Annotated in this window: 14 protein-coding genes; 10 read left to right on the top strand and 4 right to left on the bottom strand. The window is 68.0% G+C overall.

What is annotated here, in order from left to right; translation table 11 throughout:
* Window positions 1-34: 34 nt before the first annotated feature.
* Entirely contained in the window at window positions 35-1,339 is a 1,305-nt protein-coding gene (locus QXK92_RS22730) for an MFS transporter (RefSeq protein WP_306245436.1), read from the top strand.
* Here QXK92_RS22730 and dapD read toward each other — a convergent pair.
* Window positions 1,300-2,289, bottom strand: coding sequence for a 2,3,4,5-tetrahydropyridine-2,6-dicarboxylate N-succinyltransferase (gene dapD / locus QXK92_RS22725; protein WP_306245434.1), 990 nt, complete (start codon window positions 2,287-2,289; stop codon window positions 1,300-1,302). The two genes, QXK92_RS22730 and dapD, sit on opposite strands and share 40 nt — an antisense overlap.
* 79 nt (window positions 2,290-2,368) lie before the next feature.
* On the opposite strand from dapD, the gene dapE reads away from it, so the two are divergent.
* A complete protein-coding gene (gene dapE / locus QXK92_RS22720; RefSeq protein WP_306245432.1) occupies window positions 2,369-3,433 on the top strand; it encodes a succinyl-diaminopimelate desuccinylase in 1,065 nt (354 codons plus the stop codon).
* Here dapE and QXK92_RS22715 read toward each other — a convergent pair.
* On the bottom strand, window positions 3,430-5,556 hold the full coding sequence (locus tag QXK92_RS22715; RefSeq protein ID WP_306245430.1) for a GTPase domain-containing protein: 2,127 nt from the start codon (window positions 5,554-5,556) through the stop codon (window positions 3,430-3,432). The two genes, dapE and QXK92_RS22715, sit on opposite strands and share 4 nt — an antisense overlap.
* A 63-nt stretch (window positions 5,557-5,619) precedes the next feature.
* Between QXK92_RS22715 and QXK92_RS22710 the strand changes: the two genes are divergently transcribed.
* The 7 genes from QXK92_RS22710 to QXK92_RS22680 all read left to right on the top strand — a co-directional run bounded on the left by QXK92_RS22710 (window position 5,620) and on the right by QXK92_RS22680 (window position 11,455).
* Window positions 5,620-6,177, top strand: a complete 558-nt coding sequence (locus tag QXK92_RS22710; protein WP_306245427.1) for a TIGR00730 family Rossman fold protein — start codon at window positions 5,620-5,622, stop codon at window positions 6,175-6,177.
* 46 nt (window positions 6,178-6,223) lie between these two features.
* Entirely contained in the window at window positions 6,224-7,996 is a 1,773-nt protein-coding gene (fadD6, locus tag QXK92_RS22705; RefSeq protein ID WP_306245425.1) for a long-chain-acyl-CoA synthetase FadD6, read from the top strand.
* A gap of 351 nt (window positions 7,997-8,347) precedes the next feature.
* The gene (gene folP / locus QXK92_RS22700; RefSeq protein WP_306246421.1) at window positions 8,348-9,172 is read left to right on the top strand and encodes a dihydropteroate synthase; all 825 of its coding nucleotides are present in this window, start codon (window positions 8,348-8,350) and stop codon (window positions 9,170-9,172) included.
* The gene (locus QXK92_RS22695; RefSeq protein ID WP_306245423.1) at window positions 9,169-10,116 is read left to right on the top strand and encodes a glucosyl-3-phosphoglycerate synthase; all 948 of its coding nucleotides are present in this window, start codon (window positions 9,169-9,171) and stop codon (window positions 10,114-10,116) included. The genes folP and QXK92_RS22695 overlap by 4 nt, the downstream gene beginning before the upstream one ends.
* Window positions 10,117-10,155: 39 nt before the next feature.
* Window positions 10,156-10,521, top strand: a complete 366-nt coding sequence (locus QXK92_RS22690) for a DivIVA domain-containing protein (RefSeq protein WP_306245421.1) — start codon at window positions 10,156-10,158, stop codon at window positions 10,519-10,521.
* Window positions 10,518-11,111 carry a DNA-3-methyladenine glycosylase I gene (locus tag QXK92_RS22685; RefSeq protein WP_306245419.1) on the top strand — a complete coding sequence of 198 codons (594 nt, stop codon included), beginning with the start codon at window positions 10,518-10,520 and terminating at the stop codon, window positions 11,109-11,111. The genes QXK92_RS22690 and QXK92_RS22685 overlap by 4 nt, the downstream gene beginning before the upstream one ends.
* 176 nt (window positions 11,112-11,287) lie before the next feature.
* Window positions 11,288-11,455 carry a DUF3117 domain-containing protein gene (locus tag QXK92_RS22680; protein WP_003406247.1) on the top strand — a complete coding sequence of 56 codons (168 nt, stop codon included), beginning with the start codon at window positions 11,288-11,290 and terminating at the stop codon, window positions 11,453-11,455.
* 24 nt (window positions 11,456-11,479) lie between these two features.
* On the opposite strand, the gene glgA is transcribed toward QXK92_RS22680, so the two are convergent.
* Window positions 11,480-12,643, bottom strand: coding sequence for a glycogen synthase (gene glgA / locus QXK92_RS22675; RefSeq protein ID WP_306245416.1), 1,164 nt, complete (start codon window positions 12,641-12,643; stop codon window positions 11,480-11,482).
* A 168-nt stretch (window positions 12,644-12,811) separates the two neighbouring features.
* Here glgA and glgC point away from each other — a divergent pair, with 168 nt between their 5' ends.
* On the top strand, window positions 12,812-14,026 hold the full coding sequence (gene glgC, locus QXK92_RS22670) for a glucose-1-phosphate adenylyltransferase (RefSeq protein WP_306245415.1): 1,215 nt from the start codon (window positions 12,812-12,814) through the stop codon (window positions 14,024-14,026).
* A gap of 46 nt (window positions 14,027-14,072) precedes the next feature.
* On the opposite strand, the gene QXK92_RS22665 is transcribed toward glgC, so the two are convergent.
* The gene (locus QXK92_RS22665) at window positions 14,073-15,752 is read right to left on the bottom strand and encodes a CocE/NonD family hydrolase (RefSeq protein WP_306245413.1); all 1,680 of its coding nucleotides are present in this window, start codon (window positions 15,750-15,752) and stop codon (window positions 14,073-14,075) included.
* Window positions 15,753-15,770: the final 18 nt, after the last annotated feature.

Here is a 15,770-nt window from a genome sequence, read left to right as displayed (position 1 = left end):
GCGTCGATCATTTGTTGACCCCTACGTTTCGCCCATGAGACGGGTTGCCCTGGCCTGTCTGGTGGGCTCGGCGGTCGAGTATTACGACTTCTTCATCTACGGAACGGCCGCGGCACTGGTGTTCCCCACCGTGTTCTATCCGCATCTGAGCCCGGCCATGGCCACCGTCGCGTCGATGGGAACATTCGCGACCGCCTTTCTCTCCCGGCCGCTCGGTGCCGCCGTCTTCGGGCATTTCGGAGACCGGTTGGGCCGCAAGAGGACTCTGGTCGCCACTCTGTTGATCATGGCCCTGTCCACGGTGACAGTCGGACTGGTTCCCGGCAGCGCGACGGTGGGGGTGGCAGCCCCGCTGATCCTGATCACCTTGCGACTGCTGCAGGGTTTCGCCGTCGGCGGGGAGTGGGCGGGATCGGCGCTGCTCAGCGCGGAAACGGCTCCCGCCGGCCAGCGCGGCCGGTACGGCATGTTCACGGTGATCGGTGGCGGAATCGCGCTGGTGCTGACAAGTCTGACCTTCCTCGGCGTGAATTTCACCATCGGAGAAGGCAGTTCGGCGTTTATGACCTGGGGATGGCGCATCCCGTTTCTGTTCAGCGGGGTACTGATCGCCATCGCGCTCTACGTGCGCCTGAACATCGGGGAGACTCCGGTATTCGCCCAGCAGACGCCCCGGAATGCAGCTGGCGCAACGCCATTCGCGGAGGTGCTACGCCTGCAGCGCCGTGAGATCGTGCTGGCCGCCGGTTGCGTGCTGGGCTGCTTCGGCCTGGTCTATCTGGCCAGCACCTACCTGACCGCTTATGCCGTCACGCATCTGGGCTACTCGCGCAATGTCACTCTGCTGGTGGGCGCACTCGGTGGGCTCACCTGCATTGCGGCCGCAGCGCTCACCTCGGTGCTGTGCGATCGTTTCGGGCGCCGCCGAGTCATTCTGGTGGGCTGGGCGGTGGGTGTGCCGTGGGCGTTGCTGGTGATGCCGCTCATCGACTCGCGCAATGTCACCCTGTACGCGGTGGCGATCGCCGGGTTGTTCGCCGTCGACGGCGCCGTTTTCGGTCCCGTTACCTCGTTCGTCCCGGAGCTGTTCGCGACCCGGTATCGCTACACGGGCACCGCGCTCTCGATCAACCTCGCCGGCATCCTGGGCGGTGCGGTGCCCCCGCTGCTCGCCGGGCCCCTGCTTTCCGATTACGGCAGCTGGGCGATCGGGTTGATGATGGCGACGCTGGCGCTGGTCAGCCTGGCCGCGACGTACCTGCTGCCGGAAACCAGCGGGACGGTCCTGGCGGAGCCGGCTCAGTTGGCGTGCAGCTCCGCGTTGAGCGCGATGCCCTGACCGTCGCGGGACACCACCTCGACCGCGCCGGTCAGCGAATTACGGCGGAACAGCAGGTTATTGCCGCCGGACAGTTCCCGGGCCTTGACCGTCTTCCCGTCGGGCGTGGTGACTTTGGTGCCTGCGGTGATGTAGAGCCCGGCCTCCACCACGCAGTCGTCGCCCAGTGAGATGCCCAGTCCGGCATTGGCGCCCAGCAGGCAGCGCTTGCCGATGGAGATGACTTCTTCGCCGCCGCCGGACAACGTGCCCATGATCGAGGCGCCGCCGCCGACGTCGGAGCCGTCGCCCACCACGACACCCGCCGAGATGCGGCCCTCCACCATGGACGCGCCCAAGGTCCCGGCATTGAAGTTGACGAAGCCCTCGTGCATCACGGTGGTGCCCGGGGCCAGGTGCGCGCCGAGCCGCACGCGGTCGGCGTCCGCGATGCGCACGCCGGAAGGCAGCACGTAGTCGACCATCCGGGGGAACTTGTCGACGCCGTAGACGGTCACCGGTCCGAGCCGGCGCAGCCGCGCCCGCACCGCTTCGAAGCCCTCGACCGCGCAGGGGCCCCGGTTGGTCCACACCACATTGGTCAATACCCCGAACAAGCCGCCGGCGTTCAGCCCGTGCGGCGCCACCAGGCGGTGCGACAACAGGTGCAGCCGCAGGTAGGCGTCGTAGGCGTCGGCGGCCGGTTCGTCCAGCGAGCTGATGGTCGTGCGGATCGCGATCGTCTCGGTCTGACGGTCGTCGTCGCGGCCGACGAGCGCGCCCAGCACCGCGGGCAGATCCGACAATGCCAGCCGCGCGGTGGCGGTGGTCTCCGACTCGATCAGCTCGGGTTCGGGAAACCACGCGTCCAGGACGGATCCGTCGGAAGCGAGGGTCGCCAGGCCGATGCCTGCAGCTCCAGTCACGACCGCTAAGGGTACTGGGACTGGCGAGCAGACGCGGAATCGCATCCTCGAGCTCGCTCGAGTGCGATTCCGCGTCTGCTCGCCATTGGGAGGTCCCCCCAGCTCGCCGGACTAGGCTGAACCCGTGCTGGATTTGCGCGGAGACCCTGTTGAGCTGACCGCGGCGCTGGTGGATATCCCCAGCGAGTCGCGCGACGAGGCGCGCATCGCCGACGAGGTCGAGGCTGCGCTGCGCGCCCAGACATCCGGGTTCGAGATCATTCGCAACGGCAACGCGGTGCTGGCGCGCACGGCATCCGGCAAGCCGTCGCGGGTGCTGCTGGCCGGACATCTGGACACCGTCCCGGTGGCCGACAACCTGCCCAGCCGCATCGAGAACGGCGAACTGCACGGGTGCGGCACCTCGGACATGAAGGCGGGTGACGCCGTCTTCCTGCACCTGGCCGCCACGGTCGCGCAACCGGCGCACGACCTCACACTGGTGTTCTACGACTGCGAGGAAATCGAGTCGGCGGCAAACGGTTTGGGCCGACTGGAGCGCGAGCTGCCGGACTGGCTGGCAGCCGACGTCGCCATTTTGGGCGAACCCACCGGCGGCTTCATCGAGGCGGGCTGCCAGGGCACGCTGCGGGTGGTCGTCAGTGCCGCCGGTAGCCGCGCGCATTCGGCGCGATCCTGGTTGGGGGACAACGCCATTCACAAGCTGGGTGCGGTGCTGGACCGGCTGGCCGCCTATCGGCCGCGCAGTGTTGACATCGATGGTTGCGTCTATCGCGAGGGCCTTTCGGCCGTCCGGATCGACGGGGGAGTGGCAGGCAACGTGATTCCCGATGCCGCCTCGGTGACGATCAATTTTCGCTTCGCGCCGGACCGCTCGCCGGAGGCCGCGTTGCAGCACGTGCACGAGGTGCTCGACGGACTGGCCGTGTCGATCGAACTGACCGACTCCGCGGCCGGTGCCTTGCCGGGTCTGTCGGCGCCGGCGGCGAAGTCTCTGGTCGAAGCCGCCGGCGGGCAGGTCCGGGCGAAGTACGGCTGGACGGACGTCTCCCGGTTCGCCGCGCGGGGCATTCCGGCGCTGAACTACGGACCGGGCGACCCGAACCTGGCACACAAGCGTGACGAACGGGTGCCGGTCGCGGCGATCACCGCGGCCGTGGACATGCTCCGGGGGTATCTGACCGGCTAGCGACTGAACTGCCTGGCCTGCGCCGCCGCATCCGCGGCCGCGCCACCCATCCCGATCGCGGCCAGTTCGTCAGCCGCTGCCGTCAAAGCGTCCGAGTCGCCGGCAACCAGGGCGCTGGCGTGCCTGGACACGAGATGCCCTACCGGGCAATCGATTTCAGTGACCAGCCGGGTGACGGGTTCCGCTGCACGCCGGTCACCCAGTCGCACGGCGCAATGCCAGGCGAGCAGTGCCACAGCCGACTGTCCGGCCCGTTCGGCCGCACGGGCCGCCTCGCGTGCCGCCGTGACCGCGCCGGTCTGGTCGCGTGCCGTCGCGCGGGTCCAGGCGCGCGCCATCCCGAGTTCGGGGGTGAACAGAGCCGACTTCGTCCCGTGCCGGGATTCCGCACGCCGCAACGCTTTTGCCGAGCCCGGGATGTCGCCCTGGCGGGCGATCGCTATCGTCAGGAGCATCAGCGACAACGGGCCCCACGAATAGCCGGTACGTTCCAACGCGGCTGCCGCAGGCTCCAAAAGCGTTGCTGCGGTTTCATATTCGCCCTTGGCCAACAGCACATAGGACAACAGCACTTCACCGATAGCCCGGCCCGGTTGTTGCAGTTCGGCGAAGTCGGTGAACTGCTGCGCCAGTGTTTGCGCTTGGGCCACCTCGCCCGCCATCAGCAGCGAGGTGACCTGGCTCAAACCCATGGTGAACCGCAACAGGCCGGGATGTTCGGCGGCCGCAGCCTGTCCCGCCAGTCGCTCGACGTCACCGAAGCGGCCCATCCGGGCTGAGGACAATGCGGCCGCGCTCGCCGCCCAGGACACCGCCATGTCGCTCGCCGAGGATCCGGACAGCACTTCGTTAGCCAAAGTCATTGCGCGCTGCAGATTTCCGGCATTCATCGCGAACGTGGCACTCAACCCGTCCAGTACGGTGCGGGCCGCCGGGTCGGTGAGCCGGCTGCGGGTGGTCTGCAGAAAAGCTGTAGCCTTCTCGGGCTCACCGAGCATGAAGAATTGGTTGGCGGCCCGCGGCACCGCCCACGCCATCAACTCCGACTCCGACAGCGCGGCCGGATCCACTGCCGCCAGTACCGCGCCCGCATCTCGGCCGCGTCCCTGCCACGCAAGTGCCTGACCCAGCACGAGATGCGCATCTACTGCGCTGGATTGATTCACGGCAGCACGGGCCAACCGTTCGGCCAGCAGTAGATCGCCGAGACGCAGCGCCTGTTGCGCGGCCTCGGTCACCTCCGCCACCGGTTGGGGTGCGTCGCAATCCAGCGCCAACGACGCCAACCGGAGCCGGTCGCTGAGGTGCTCGGCCGGATGCTGCGCCAGCAGCCTGACCAATTCGGTGCGCCGGCGTCGTATTCCGTCGGCGCCCAGGGCCGCCCGCGCGCGCACGGCGAACAGCGGGTGCGCGGTGTAGACCACAGGACGCTGATCGTCGTGGTTGCGCACCCGGGTCTCGGCCGCTCCCAACTCCTCGGCCTGGCTGACCGCACCGTCGCCGGCCAGGACGTTGAGATCGTCGAGGGTCAGTGGTTCCAAGATGGACAGGAATTCCACCACCGACCGTGCCGGCCCCGGCAACTCCGCGAGGAACTCGTCGACCTCGGCCGGCGTCGTTACCCCACCGGGGGGCTCCAGGTCGATGCGCTCGAGCAGACCGTCAGTCCACAACGCCGCGATCGCCGGAGGGGCCGCGTCGGCGCGGGCGGTGACGATCATCCGTGCTGCCCGGGTGAGGGCCAGTTGGTAGACCAGGGTGGCCGACAGGATGTCGAGGTCGTGGGCCTCGTCAACGATCAGGAGCAGATCGCCCTGCTGTGCGGCGCGGGTCAGCGAGGTGCGGGCGGCGCGCAACAACGCGGCCGGTTTGCCGATGTCGGCGATCCCGATGAGATGCCCGAAGGCGCCGAACGGAACGACGCGCTCGGCCGGGGTGCCGATGACCCAGCGGGTTGTCGTGCCCGGGTGCTGCGCACAGAACTCCTCAGCGGCCAAGCGTGCCAAGGTTGACTTGCCGACGCCGTCGGGGCCAAGAACGACGGCGCCACCTTGTTCGGCCAATGCGGCGGTGAGCCGCTGTAAAGCGGCCGTGTGCTGGGGGACGTTCCAACGAATCGGCACCGTTGCGAGTCTATGGCCCGCGTTCGGTACGCAGTCTCTGCAGGGTTGGTCTACGTTTCGGATATGCCTTCCGCAACCAGCGGCCGGTGGACGGTCGCGGTGTACTGCGCCGCCTCGCCGACGCACCCGGAGTTGATGGAGCTCGCGGCGTCGCTCGGAGCCGCCATAGCCGAGCGGGGCTGGACGCTGGTGTGGGGCGGCGGCCACGTCTCGGCGATGGGTGCGGTGGCGTCGGCGGCCCGGGCCCACGGTGGCTGGACCGTCGGGGTGATACCCACCATGTTGCTGGAACGTGAACTGGCCGACCATGATTCGGATGAGTTGATCGTCACGGACACGCTGCGAGAGCGCAAGCAGGTGATGGAGGAGCGTGCCGACGCGTTCATCGCCTTGCCGGGCGGCGTCGGCACCCTGGACGAATTGCTGAGCGCATGGACCGAGGGGTATCTCGGCGTGCACGACAAGCCCATCGTGCTGCTGGACCCGTGGGGACACTACGACGGTGTGCGCGCCTGGGTTTACGGACTGATCGATAGCGGCTACATCTCACAGGCCGCCGTCGACCGGCTGATGGTGGTCGATAAAGTCGGCGATGCGCTCAACGCGTGCGCGCCCGGCTGACGGGCGAAGTGGGTTTTTAACGAAGCCAGGGATAGCGAGGGATCACGTGTCCGATCAAGGCGCACGCGCACGAGTCAAGCTCACCGACATCGCCCTGCAGGTGCCAGGCCTCATCGCCGACGCGCCGTCGATCGCGCGTGGGGTCAGCGGCCTGCTGGCCCGGCCCAGTTCCAAGACGTCGATCGCCTCGGTGTTCCAGGACCGCGCCGCTCGGTACGCCGACCGGGTCTTCCTCCGGTTCGGGGATCAACAGCTGACCTACCGTGAGGCCAACGCCACCGCGAACCGGTATGCCGCCGTGCTGGCCGCGCGCGGGGTGGGGCCGGGCGACGTCGTCGGCGTCATGCTGCGCAACTCCCCGAACGCGGTGCTGACGATGCTGGCCGTGGTCAAGTGCGGTGCGGTCGCCGGGATGCTGAACTACCACCAGCGCGGTGACGTGCTGGCGCACAGCCTGGGTCTGCTGGATGCCAAGGTGCTGATCGCCGAGTCCGACTTGGTGAGTGCCGTCAGCGAATCCGGCGGTTCGGTCGGTGACGTGCTGACCGTGGAAGACCTGGCGCGGTTCGCCACCACCGCCCCGGCCACCAACCCGGCGACGTCGACTGCGGTGCGGGCCAAGGACACTGCGTTCTACATCTTCACTTCCGGCACCACGGGTTATCCGAAGGCCAGCGTCATGACGCACTACCGCTGGCTCAAGGCGCTCGGCGCCTTCGGCGGACTCGGGCTGCGGTTGAAGAGTTCGGACACGCTGTACAGCTGTCTGCCGCTCTATCACAACAACGCTCTGACGGTCGCGGTGTCGTCGGTGATCAACTCCGGGGCGACGCTGGCGCTGGGTAAGTCCTTCTCCGCGTCGCGGTTCTGGGACGAGGTGATCGAACACCGCGCGACGGCGTTCATCTACATCGGCGAGGTCTGCCGCTACCTGCTCAACCAGCCGGCCAAGCCGACCGACCGCAAGCACAAGATCCGCGTCATCGCCGGCAACGGCCTGCGTCCGGATATCTGGGAGGAGTTCACCAAACGCTTTGGCATCGCCCGGGTTTGCGAGTTCTACGCCGCGAGCGAGGGCACCACGGCGTTCATCAACGTCTTCAACGTTGCTCGCAGCACCGGAATTTCGCCGATGCCGCTGGCCTATGTCGAGTACGACCCGGACACCGGTGAACCCGTCCGCGACGAGAACGGGCGGGTGCGCCGCGTGCCCGCCGGCGAACCCGGACTGTTGTTGAGCCCGGTCAACCGGTTGCAGCCGTTCGACGGCTACACCGACAAGTCGGCGACCGAGAAGAAGTTGGTGCGCAACGCTTTCAAAGAAGGCGACTGCTGGTTCAACACGGGCGACGTGATGAGCCCGCAGGGTATGTTCCACGCCGCCTTCGTCGACCGGCTGGGCGACACCTTCCGCTGGAAGGGTGAAAACGTGGCGACGACGCAGGTCGAGGCCGCGGTCGCGACCGATCCCAATGTCGAGGAGTGCACCGTTTTCGGCGTGGAGGTGCCCGACACCGGCGGCCGTGCCGGCATGGCCGCGATCAAGCTGCGCGAGGGTGCCGAATTCGACGGTCATTCGCTGGCCCGCGCGGTGTACGACAAGCTGCCGGCGTATGCGCTGCCGTTGTTCGTGCGGTTGGTGGAGTCGCTCGAGCACACCACGACGTTCAAGAGCCGCAAGGTGGAGCTGCGCAAGCAGGCGTACGGCTCAGACGTGGACGACCCGCTGTATGTCTTGGCGGGCCGCAAAGACGGTTTCGTGCCGTTCTACGACGAATACCCCGCCGAGGTCGCCGCCGGTAAGCGACCGCAGGGCTGACAGCGCTGGGGGAGCGCGCCGGCGAATCGGGCGGGGCCGGTAAGCGACCGCAGGGCTGACAGCGCTGGGGGAGCGCGCCGGCGAATCGGGCGGGGCCGGTAAGCGACCGCAGGGCTGACAGCGCTGGGGGAGCGCGCCGGCGAGTGTGCTCTGGCCGCATCGAGTGTGCGGCTGCAGCGCTGAAATCGCGATTTTGCCGCGGTGAGCCCACCCGCGATGCAGCCACCGCACACTCGACGCCGGCAACCGGAATTGAGCGGGCACTATGGAAGCGTGCGTTCGACGTCGCCGGCGTCAGCCGGCCAGCAGACCCTGTGCGGTCGCCCGGTCGCGGGCGATCGCGCCCTGATCATGGCGATCATCAATCGCACCCCTGATTCGTTCTTCGACAAGGGCGCGACATTCGCCGACGACGCAGCGCGCGAGGCCGTGCACCGTGCCGTCGATGAGGGCGCGGACGTCATCGACATCGGCGGGGTCAAGGCGGGTCCCGGCGAGACGGTCGATCCCGGCACCGAGATCGAGCGGTTGGTGCCCTTTGTCGAATGGCTGCGCGGCGCCTATCCCGACCAGCTGATCAGCGTCGACACCTGGCGGTCGGAGGTGGCCCGGCTGGCCTGCGCGGCAGGCGCGGACATCATCAATGACACCTGGGGCGGCGTGGACCCTCAGCTGCAGGAGGTGGCCGCCGAGTTCGGCGCGGGCCTGGTGTGCGCGCACACCGGGGGAGCGCTACCGCGCACCCGACCGTTCCGGGTGAGTTACGGTACGACTACCCGCGGCGTGGTGGACGACGTGATTCGCCAGGTCACCACCGCCGCCGAGCGGGCCGTCGCGGCCGGAGTAGCCCGCGACCGGGTACTGATCGACCCGGCCCACGACTTCGGCAAGAACACCTTCCACGGTCTGCTCCTGTTGCGGCACGTGGCCGATCTTGTTAAGACCGGGTGGCCGGTGCTCATGGCTTTGAGTAATAAGGACTTCGTCGGGGAGACTCTGGGCGTGGACGTGACCGAACGGCTCGAAGGGACGCTGGCCGCGACGGCTCTGGCCGCCGCCGCCGGAGCCCGCATGTTCCGCGTCCACCAGGTGGCGGCGACCAGGAGGGTGCTGGAGATGGTGGCCTCGATTCAGGGGACCCGCCCGCCGGCGCGCACGGTGAGGGGACTGGCATGACGGCATCCGAGCTGGTCGGGGCTGATCTCGTCGGCGACCTCGCCGACCGGAGCTGGAATCGGCCGTGCTGGACCGTCAGCGAACTGGTCGCGGCCAAGGCCGACCGGACGATCTCGGTCGTGCTGCCGGCTCTCAACGAGGAAGAGACCGTCGGCTCCGTCATCGACAGCATCTCGCCGCTGGTCGACGGGCTGGTCGACGAGTTGATCGTGCTGGACTCCGGGTCCACCGACGACACCGAGATCCGGGCTATCGCGGCGGGAGCGCGCGTCGTCAGTCGCGAGCAGGCGGTGCCGGAGCTGCCGCCCCGGCCCGGCAAGGGCGAGGCCTTGTGGCGTTCACTGGCGGCCACCAGCGGGGACATCGTCGTGTTCATCGACTCCGACCTGATCGACCCGGATCCGATGTTCGTGCCGAACCTGGTCGGGCCGCTGCTCACCGGTGAGGGCATTCACCTGGTCAAGGGGTTCTACCGGCGGCCGCTGAAGATCGGCGACGCGAGCGGAGACGCGGGCTCCACCGGGGGCGGCCGGGTCACCGAGCTGGTGGCGCGGCCCCTGCTGGCAGCGCTGCGTCCGGAGTTGGGGTGGGTGCTGCAGCCGCTGGGTGGGGAGTATGCGGCCAGCCGGGAGCTGCTGACGTCGCTGCCGTTCGCGCCGGGCTACGGCGTGGAGATCGGGCTGCTGGTGGACACCTTCGACCGGCTCGGACTCGACGCGATCGCCCAGGTCAATCTGGGCGTACGGGCACACCGCAACCGGCCGCTGGAGGAGTTGGGCGTGATGAGCCGGCAGGTGATCGCGACGTTGCTGTCGCGTTGTGGCATTCCCGACTCGGGTGTCGGTTTGACCCAGTTCTTCCCGGTCGGTGACGGCTATACCCCGCACACCCTGCCGGTTTCGCTGGAAGATCGCCCGCCGATGAGCGTGCTCAGACCCTGCTGATCGCCGCCCTGTCAGTGCTTTAGGGCAAGATCGAGTCTCGTGGCGTTGGTATTGCTCTACCTGGTGGTTCTGATCCTCGTGGCCGTCGTGTTGTTCGGCATCGCCAGCCTGCTTTTCGGTCGCGGCGAGCAATTGCCGCCCCTGCCGCGGGCGACGACGGCGACGGTGCTGCCGGCGTACGGCGTCACGGCTGCGGACGTGGAGGCCGTCAAGTTCACCCAGGTGCTGCGCGGATACAAGACCAGCGAGGTCGATTGGGTGCTGGACCGGCTGGCCCGCGAGTTGGAGGCGCTGCGCGGCCAGGTGGCCGCTCTGCAAGCCTCCGGAACCGAGGCGCCACCGGCCGACGACGTGGACGCCTCCGACGTCGACGTCGTCGCGGTAGACCGCTCCGGGCCGACATGAGCGAGGACGGCCTGGTCCGCTGCGGTTGGGCCGTCGTGCGGCCGGGGCCCGATGCCGACCTCTACCGCGACTATCACGACCAGGAGTGGGGCCACCGCCTCACCGACGGCACGGCGCTGTTCGAGCGGATGAGCCTGGAGGCGTTCCAGAGCGGGCTGTCCTGGTTGATCATCCTGCGCAAGCGGGAGAACTTCCGGCGCGCGTTTCACGGCTTCGACATCGAGAAGGTCGCCCGCTTCACCGACGCCGACGTGCAGCGGCTGCTCGAAGACGACGGCATCGTGCGCAACCGGGCAAAGATCGAGTCGACGATTGCCAACGCGCGTGCCGCCTTGGATCTGGGATCGCCCCAAGACCTGTCCGACCTGCTGTGGTCGTTCGCGCCGCCGCCCCGCCCCCGGTTTGCCGAGCTGTCCGAAATTCCCTCTACCAGCCCGGAATCCACGGCGATGGCACGGGAGTTGAAGCGTCGCGGCTTCCGATTCGTCGGCCCCACCACCGCGTACGCACTGATGCAGGCGACCGGCATGGTCGACGATCACATCAGCACGTGCTGGGTGCCGGCGGGCGGTTCTGGACAACTCAGGTAGGCCTCAGGTTGGCCTCACAAGCGGGTCTAAGTGCACCTGGTCTCCCCGATAGGGAACAATGGTGGGGTGATTTGGCAGTTCAATGTCGGGTATGGCTGGAAATCCACTGGCGGGGCGTGCTCGGCGCCGACCAGGTCCGCGGGTGCGGGCCAGCTCGAATCTGGAGGGAGCGCTCGATGGCGGCGATGAAGCCCCGGACCGGTGACGGTCCACTTGAAGCAACCAAAGAGGGGCGCGGCATCGTGATGCGGGTACCACTTGAAGGTGGCGGTCGCCTGGTGGTCGAGTTGACGCCGGACGAGGCTGCCGCGCTGGGCGACGAGTTGAAGGGCGTCACCAGCTGACCCGCGGACGGTTCACCCGTCCGCTCAGGCACACACCTTCCGGTAGATGTCCAGCGTCTGCTCGGCGATGTGGGCCCACGAGAATTCCTCGATACAGCGCTGACGACCCGTGTAGCCGTATTGCTGCGCCCGGTCGGGATCGGCGACCAGTGCGTTGACCGCCTCGGCCAGCCGCGCCTCGAACGCCGCCGGGTAGTCGGCGTCGTAATGCACCAATGACCCGGTGACGCCGTCGGCAACCACCTCGGGGATACCGCCCACGTCGGAGGCCACCACCGCCGTCGCGCAGGCCATTGCCTCCAGGTTCACGATGCCCAACGGCTCGTACACTGACGGGCAGACGAAAACTGTTGCCGCCGTGAGTATTTCGCGCAGCTTCGTCTTGTGCAGCATGTCGCGTATCCAGAACACCCCGGTGCGGCTGTGTTCGAGCCTGGCGACCGCCGAGCGCACTTCCTCCGCGATTTCCGGGGTGTCGGGAGCGCCGGCACACAGGACCAACTGAACCTCTGGGCTGAACTGATGCGCCGCCGCCACCAGGTGAGGGACGCCTTTCTGGCGGGTAATGCGCCCGACGAACGCGACAATGGGCCGGTTCGGGTCAACCCCGTGCTCGGCGAGCACCGAGCCGGTGTGGACGGGACCGGCCGGGTGCCAGAACTCGGTGTCGATTCCGTTGCGGATCACGTGCACCGCGTTGGGGTCCATGGTGGGGTACACCCGCAGAATGTCGTCGCGCATGCCCGAGCTGACGGCGATGACCGCGTCGGCGGCCAGTGCGGCCGTGTGCTCGACCCAAGACGACACCTGGTAGCCGCCGCCGAGTTGCTCGGCCTTCCACGGCCGCAGGGGTTCCAGTGAATGAGCGGTCAGCACGTGCGGGACGTCGTACAGGAGCTTGGCCAGATGGCCCGCCATGCCGGTGTACCAGGTGTGGGAGTGCACGACGGTCGCGGCGTTGGCCGCGTTGGCCATCACCAAGTCCGCCGACAGGGTGGACAGGGCCGCGTTGGCACCGCGCAGGCGGGGATCCGGCTGGTGGGCGAAGGCGCCGGGGCGTTCGGCTCCCATGCAGTGCACGTCGACAGCGCACAGCCTGCGCAATTGGGATACCAGTTCGGTGACGTGTACGCCGGCTCCGCCGTAGACCTCCGGAGGGTATTCCCGAGTCATCATCGCCACCCGCATACCCGAACCGTAGTTCGGCGACGATGCAGCCCGCAGGGCGGGCTGCTGACGAGCGCGCCGGAAAGGGCTGGAACTGCGCCAACTTATTTAAATATTCGTTTATCTAGCCAATGGACATTCGGGGACCTACCGGTGGCAGCGGTTCGTGGCTGCCGATAGGTTTGTGCCATGAGGGAAGCGCCGCACGTGCTCGGCATCGTGCTGGCCGGTGGTGAGGGCAAACGGCTTTATCCCTTGACCGCCGACCGCGCCAAGCCCGCGGTTCCCTTCGGCGGGGCCTACCGGCTGATCGACTTCGTGCTATCCAACCTGGTCAACGCCCGCTATCTGCGGATTTGTGTGCTCACCCAGTACAAGTCGCACTCGCTGGACCGTCACATCTCGCAGAACTGGCGTCTGTCGGGTTTGGCCGGGGAGTACATCACTCCGGTTCCCGCCCAACAACGCCTCGGGCCGCGCTGGTATACGGGTTCGGCCGACGCCATCTACCAGTCGCTCAACCTCATCCATGACGAAGACCCGGACTACATCGTGGTCTTCGGAGCCGATCACGTGTATCGGATGGACCCCGAGCAGATGGTGCGGTTCCACATCGACAGTGGGGCCGGCGCAACCGTGGCCGGCATCCGGGTGCCGCGGACCGAGGCGAGCGCTTTCGGCTGCATCGACTCTGACGAGTCGGGCCGGATCCGGAGTTTCATCGAGAAGCCGCTGGATCCGCCCGGCACCCCCGACGACCCGTCGAGCACGTTCGTGTCGATGGGGAATTACATCTTCACCACCAAGGTGCTGATCGACGCGATCCGCGCGGACGCCGACGACGACCACTCCGACCACGACATGGGCGGCGACATCATCCCGCGACTAGTCGAGGACGGGCTGGCCGCCGTCTACGACTTCAGCGACAACGAGGTGCCCGGTGCCACCGACCGCGACCGGGCCTACTGGCGCGATGTGGGAACGCTGGACGCGTTCTACGACGCGCACATGGATCTGGTGTCGGTGCACCCGGTGTTCAACCTGTACAACAAGCGCTGGCCGATCCGCGGGGAGTCGGAGAACCTGGCGCCGGCCAAGTTCGTCAACGGCGGCTCGGCGCAGGAATCCGTGGTGGGTGCCGGCAGCATCATCTCGGCGGCGTCGGTGCGTAACTCCGTGCTGTCGTCGAACGTCGTGGTCGACGACGGCGCGATCGTCGAGGGCAGCGTGATCATGCCGGGGGCCCGTGTCGGCCGCGGCGCGGTGGTGCGCCACGCGATCCTGGACAAGAACGTGGTCGTCGGGCCCGGCGAGATGGTCGGCGTCGACCTGGAGAAGGACCGGGAGCGTTTCGCGATCAGCGCCGGCGGCGTGGTCGCGGTGGGCAAGGGCGTCTGGATCTAGCGGACGCGCGGCACCGGACCCCTCGCTCGCCGGGCAGTGGCGCCGCCTAGGGGATCTCGGGGATCAGAAGGTGCGCGTCATAGCGCGGGCCCCAGCGCAAAGTCACCAGACCGCGCGGCGGATCGGGATAGGCCGCCGGGAACTGGCCGGTGAGCGGGTTGCGCGGGAACAACCAGCGTCCGCCGACCACGAACCGCAGCTGCTCACCGGCGCGGAACAGGGTCGCCGACGGGCCCAGCGCCACGTCCAGTGCGATCACCTCACCCGGACGCACCGGCTGCGCTCGGTCGCAGGCCGGGACCGGCTCCCACGGCGTGGAGAGCTCCGGGTCGATTGCGCGCAACGACACCCGCTGCCAGCCGGTGCTGACCCGATCGCGGCCGAAGCCGTACGAACCTTCGAACCCGACGTAGCGCCCGTCGCGCCACTTCTCCACGCCTACGAAGATGTTGGCGTCGTCGAAGCCGTCCAACTGCACCCACAGCCGCGCCGCCATCGGGCCGCTCAACTCGATGTCCTGTGGCACCGTCCAGTTGAATGATGCTGCACGAGAGTGGGTTTGGAACGTAATGCTGCCCGCAGTGGTGGGCGGCTCGGGGGACAGGGCTCCGGCAGCGGACAGATACAGCCGTCGCCAGCGGGTCCGGGCGAGCGGCCATTCGTTCTCTTCGCGCACCGAGACTATGGTGTCGCGGTCCTCGCGCACTTCCAGCCGCACACTGCGCGACACCGGTGCGCCGTCCAGCGCGGTCCGGAAGAACCGCAGCTGCTCGCTCAGCGCGTGCTCGGAGTAGAACTCCCGCCACTTGCCGCCGCGGTGGGTGTACAACCGCGTGAAGCTGGAACCGGCCTGGGTGAAGGCCCGGATCGACCCGCGGGTGTGCAGATTGTTGTCCGAGAAACTGCCACAGACCAGCATCGGTGCCGTGATGGCCGGCAGATCGGGCGTCAGCGCTCGCCACGTGTCATCGCGCAGCGGATGCTCTTCCTGCAGTTCCTTCAGGCTGTAGGTTTGCCGGGTCCGATTCACCATGAATGACCACAATCTGGTGAAGCCGAACTCTCGGACCCCGCCGGGAAAAGTCAGGTCGCGGTAGGGATCGGTGAGTCCTTCCCACGGACAGATGGCCCGGAGCGCGGGCGGGTTCAGGGCGGCGACGGCGTACTGGCTGATGGCCAGGTACGAGACGCCCAGCATGACGACCCGGCCGTCACTCCACGGCTGGTCCGCGATCCACTGCACCAGGTCGTAGGTGTCCTCGGCCTCTTGATGAGACAGCAGCTTGCCGGTGCCGTCCGAGTGCCCGCATCCGCGCGAATCGGCGTTGACGACCGTGAAGCCCTGCCCGGTCCACCACGCCGGATCGGGGGCTTCCCATCCGGTCAGGGCTGAGAAGGTCAGCGGTCCGGGTTGACGCAGCGCGCGGAACTGCGGAGAGAACGTCCAGCGGTTGCGCCGGCGCCGGGGCAGGTCGTCTTTGCCGTAGGGGTGGATGCTCAGCAGGACGGGCCGTGGCGTTCGCTCACCTTGGTGGAAGACGTTGATCCGCAACACAGTTCCGTCGCGGGTCGGCACTTCGATGTCGCGGTCGACGACGATGTCCGACGGCGGATCGGTGACGGTGACCGGCGGCCGGGCGATACTGCGAAGCCGTTGCCGCGCATACTTCGCGGCGTCGGGCCGCCGCCAGGGCCGGTCGAGGGCGGGTGCCGGGTCTCTGGCCACGCCGTTACCTTAGACGCG

The organism is Mycobacterium sp. TY815 (assembly GCF_030755135.1).
Classification (GTDB): Bacteria; Actinomycetota; Actinomycetes; order Mycobacteriales; family Mycobacteriaceae; genus Mycobacterium.
This window is presented reverse-complemented; position numbering and strand designations above follow the sequence as displayed.

Coding starts and splice junctions, on each gene's coding strand:
- QXK92_RS22730 (WP_306245436.1), top strand. CDS start 35: ATGAGACGGGTTGCCCTGGCCTGTCTGGTGGGCTCGGCGGTCGAGTAT.
- folP (WP_306246421.1), top strand. CDS start 8,348: ATGGCGATCATCAATCGCACCCCTGATTCGTTCTTCGACAAGGGCGCG.
- QXK92_RS22680 (WP_003406247.1), top strand. CDS start 11,288: ATGGCGGCGATGAAGCCCCGGACCGGTGACGGTCCACTTGAAGCAACC.
- glgC (WP_306245415.1), top strand. CDS start 12,812: ATGAGGGAAGCGCCGCACGTGCTCGGCATCGTGCTGGCCGGTGGTGAG.
- glgA (WP_306245416.1), bottom strand. CDS start 12,643: ATGCGGGTGGCGATGATGACTCGGGAATACCCTCCGGAGGTCTACGGC.
- QXK92_RS22710 (WP_306245427.1), top strand. CDS start 5,620: ATGCCTTCCGCAACCAGCGGCCGGTGGACGGTCGCGGTGTACTGCGCC.
- dapD (WP_306245434.1), bottom strand. CDS start 2,289: ATGCGATTCCGCGTCTGCTCGCCAGTCCCAGTACCCTTAGCGGTCGTG.
- QXK92_RS22685 (WP_306245419.1), top strand. CDS start 10,518: ATGAGCGAGGACGGCCTGGTCCGCTGCGGTTGGGCCGTCGTGCGGCCG.
- QXK92_RS22695 (WP_306245423.1), top strand. CDS start 9,169: ATGACGGCATCCGAGCTGGTCGGGGCTGATCTCGTCGGCGACCTCGCC.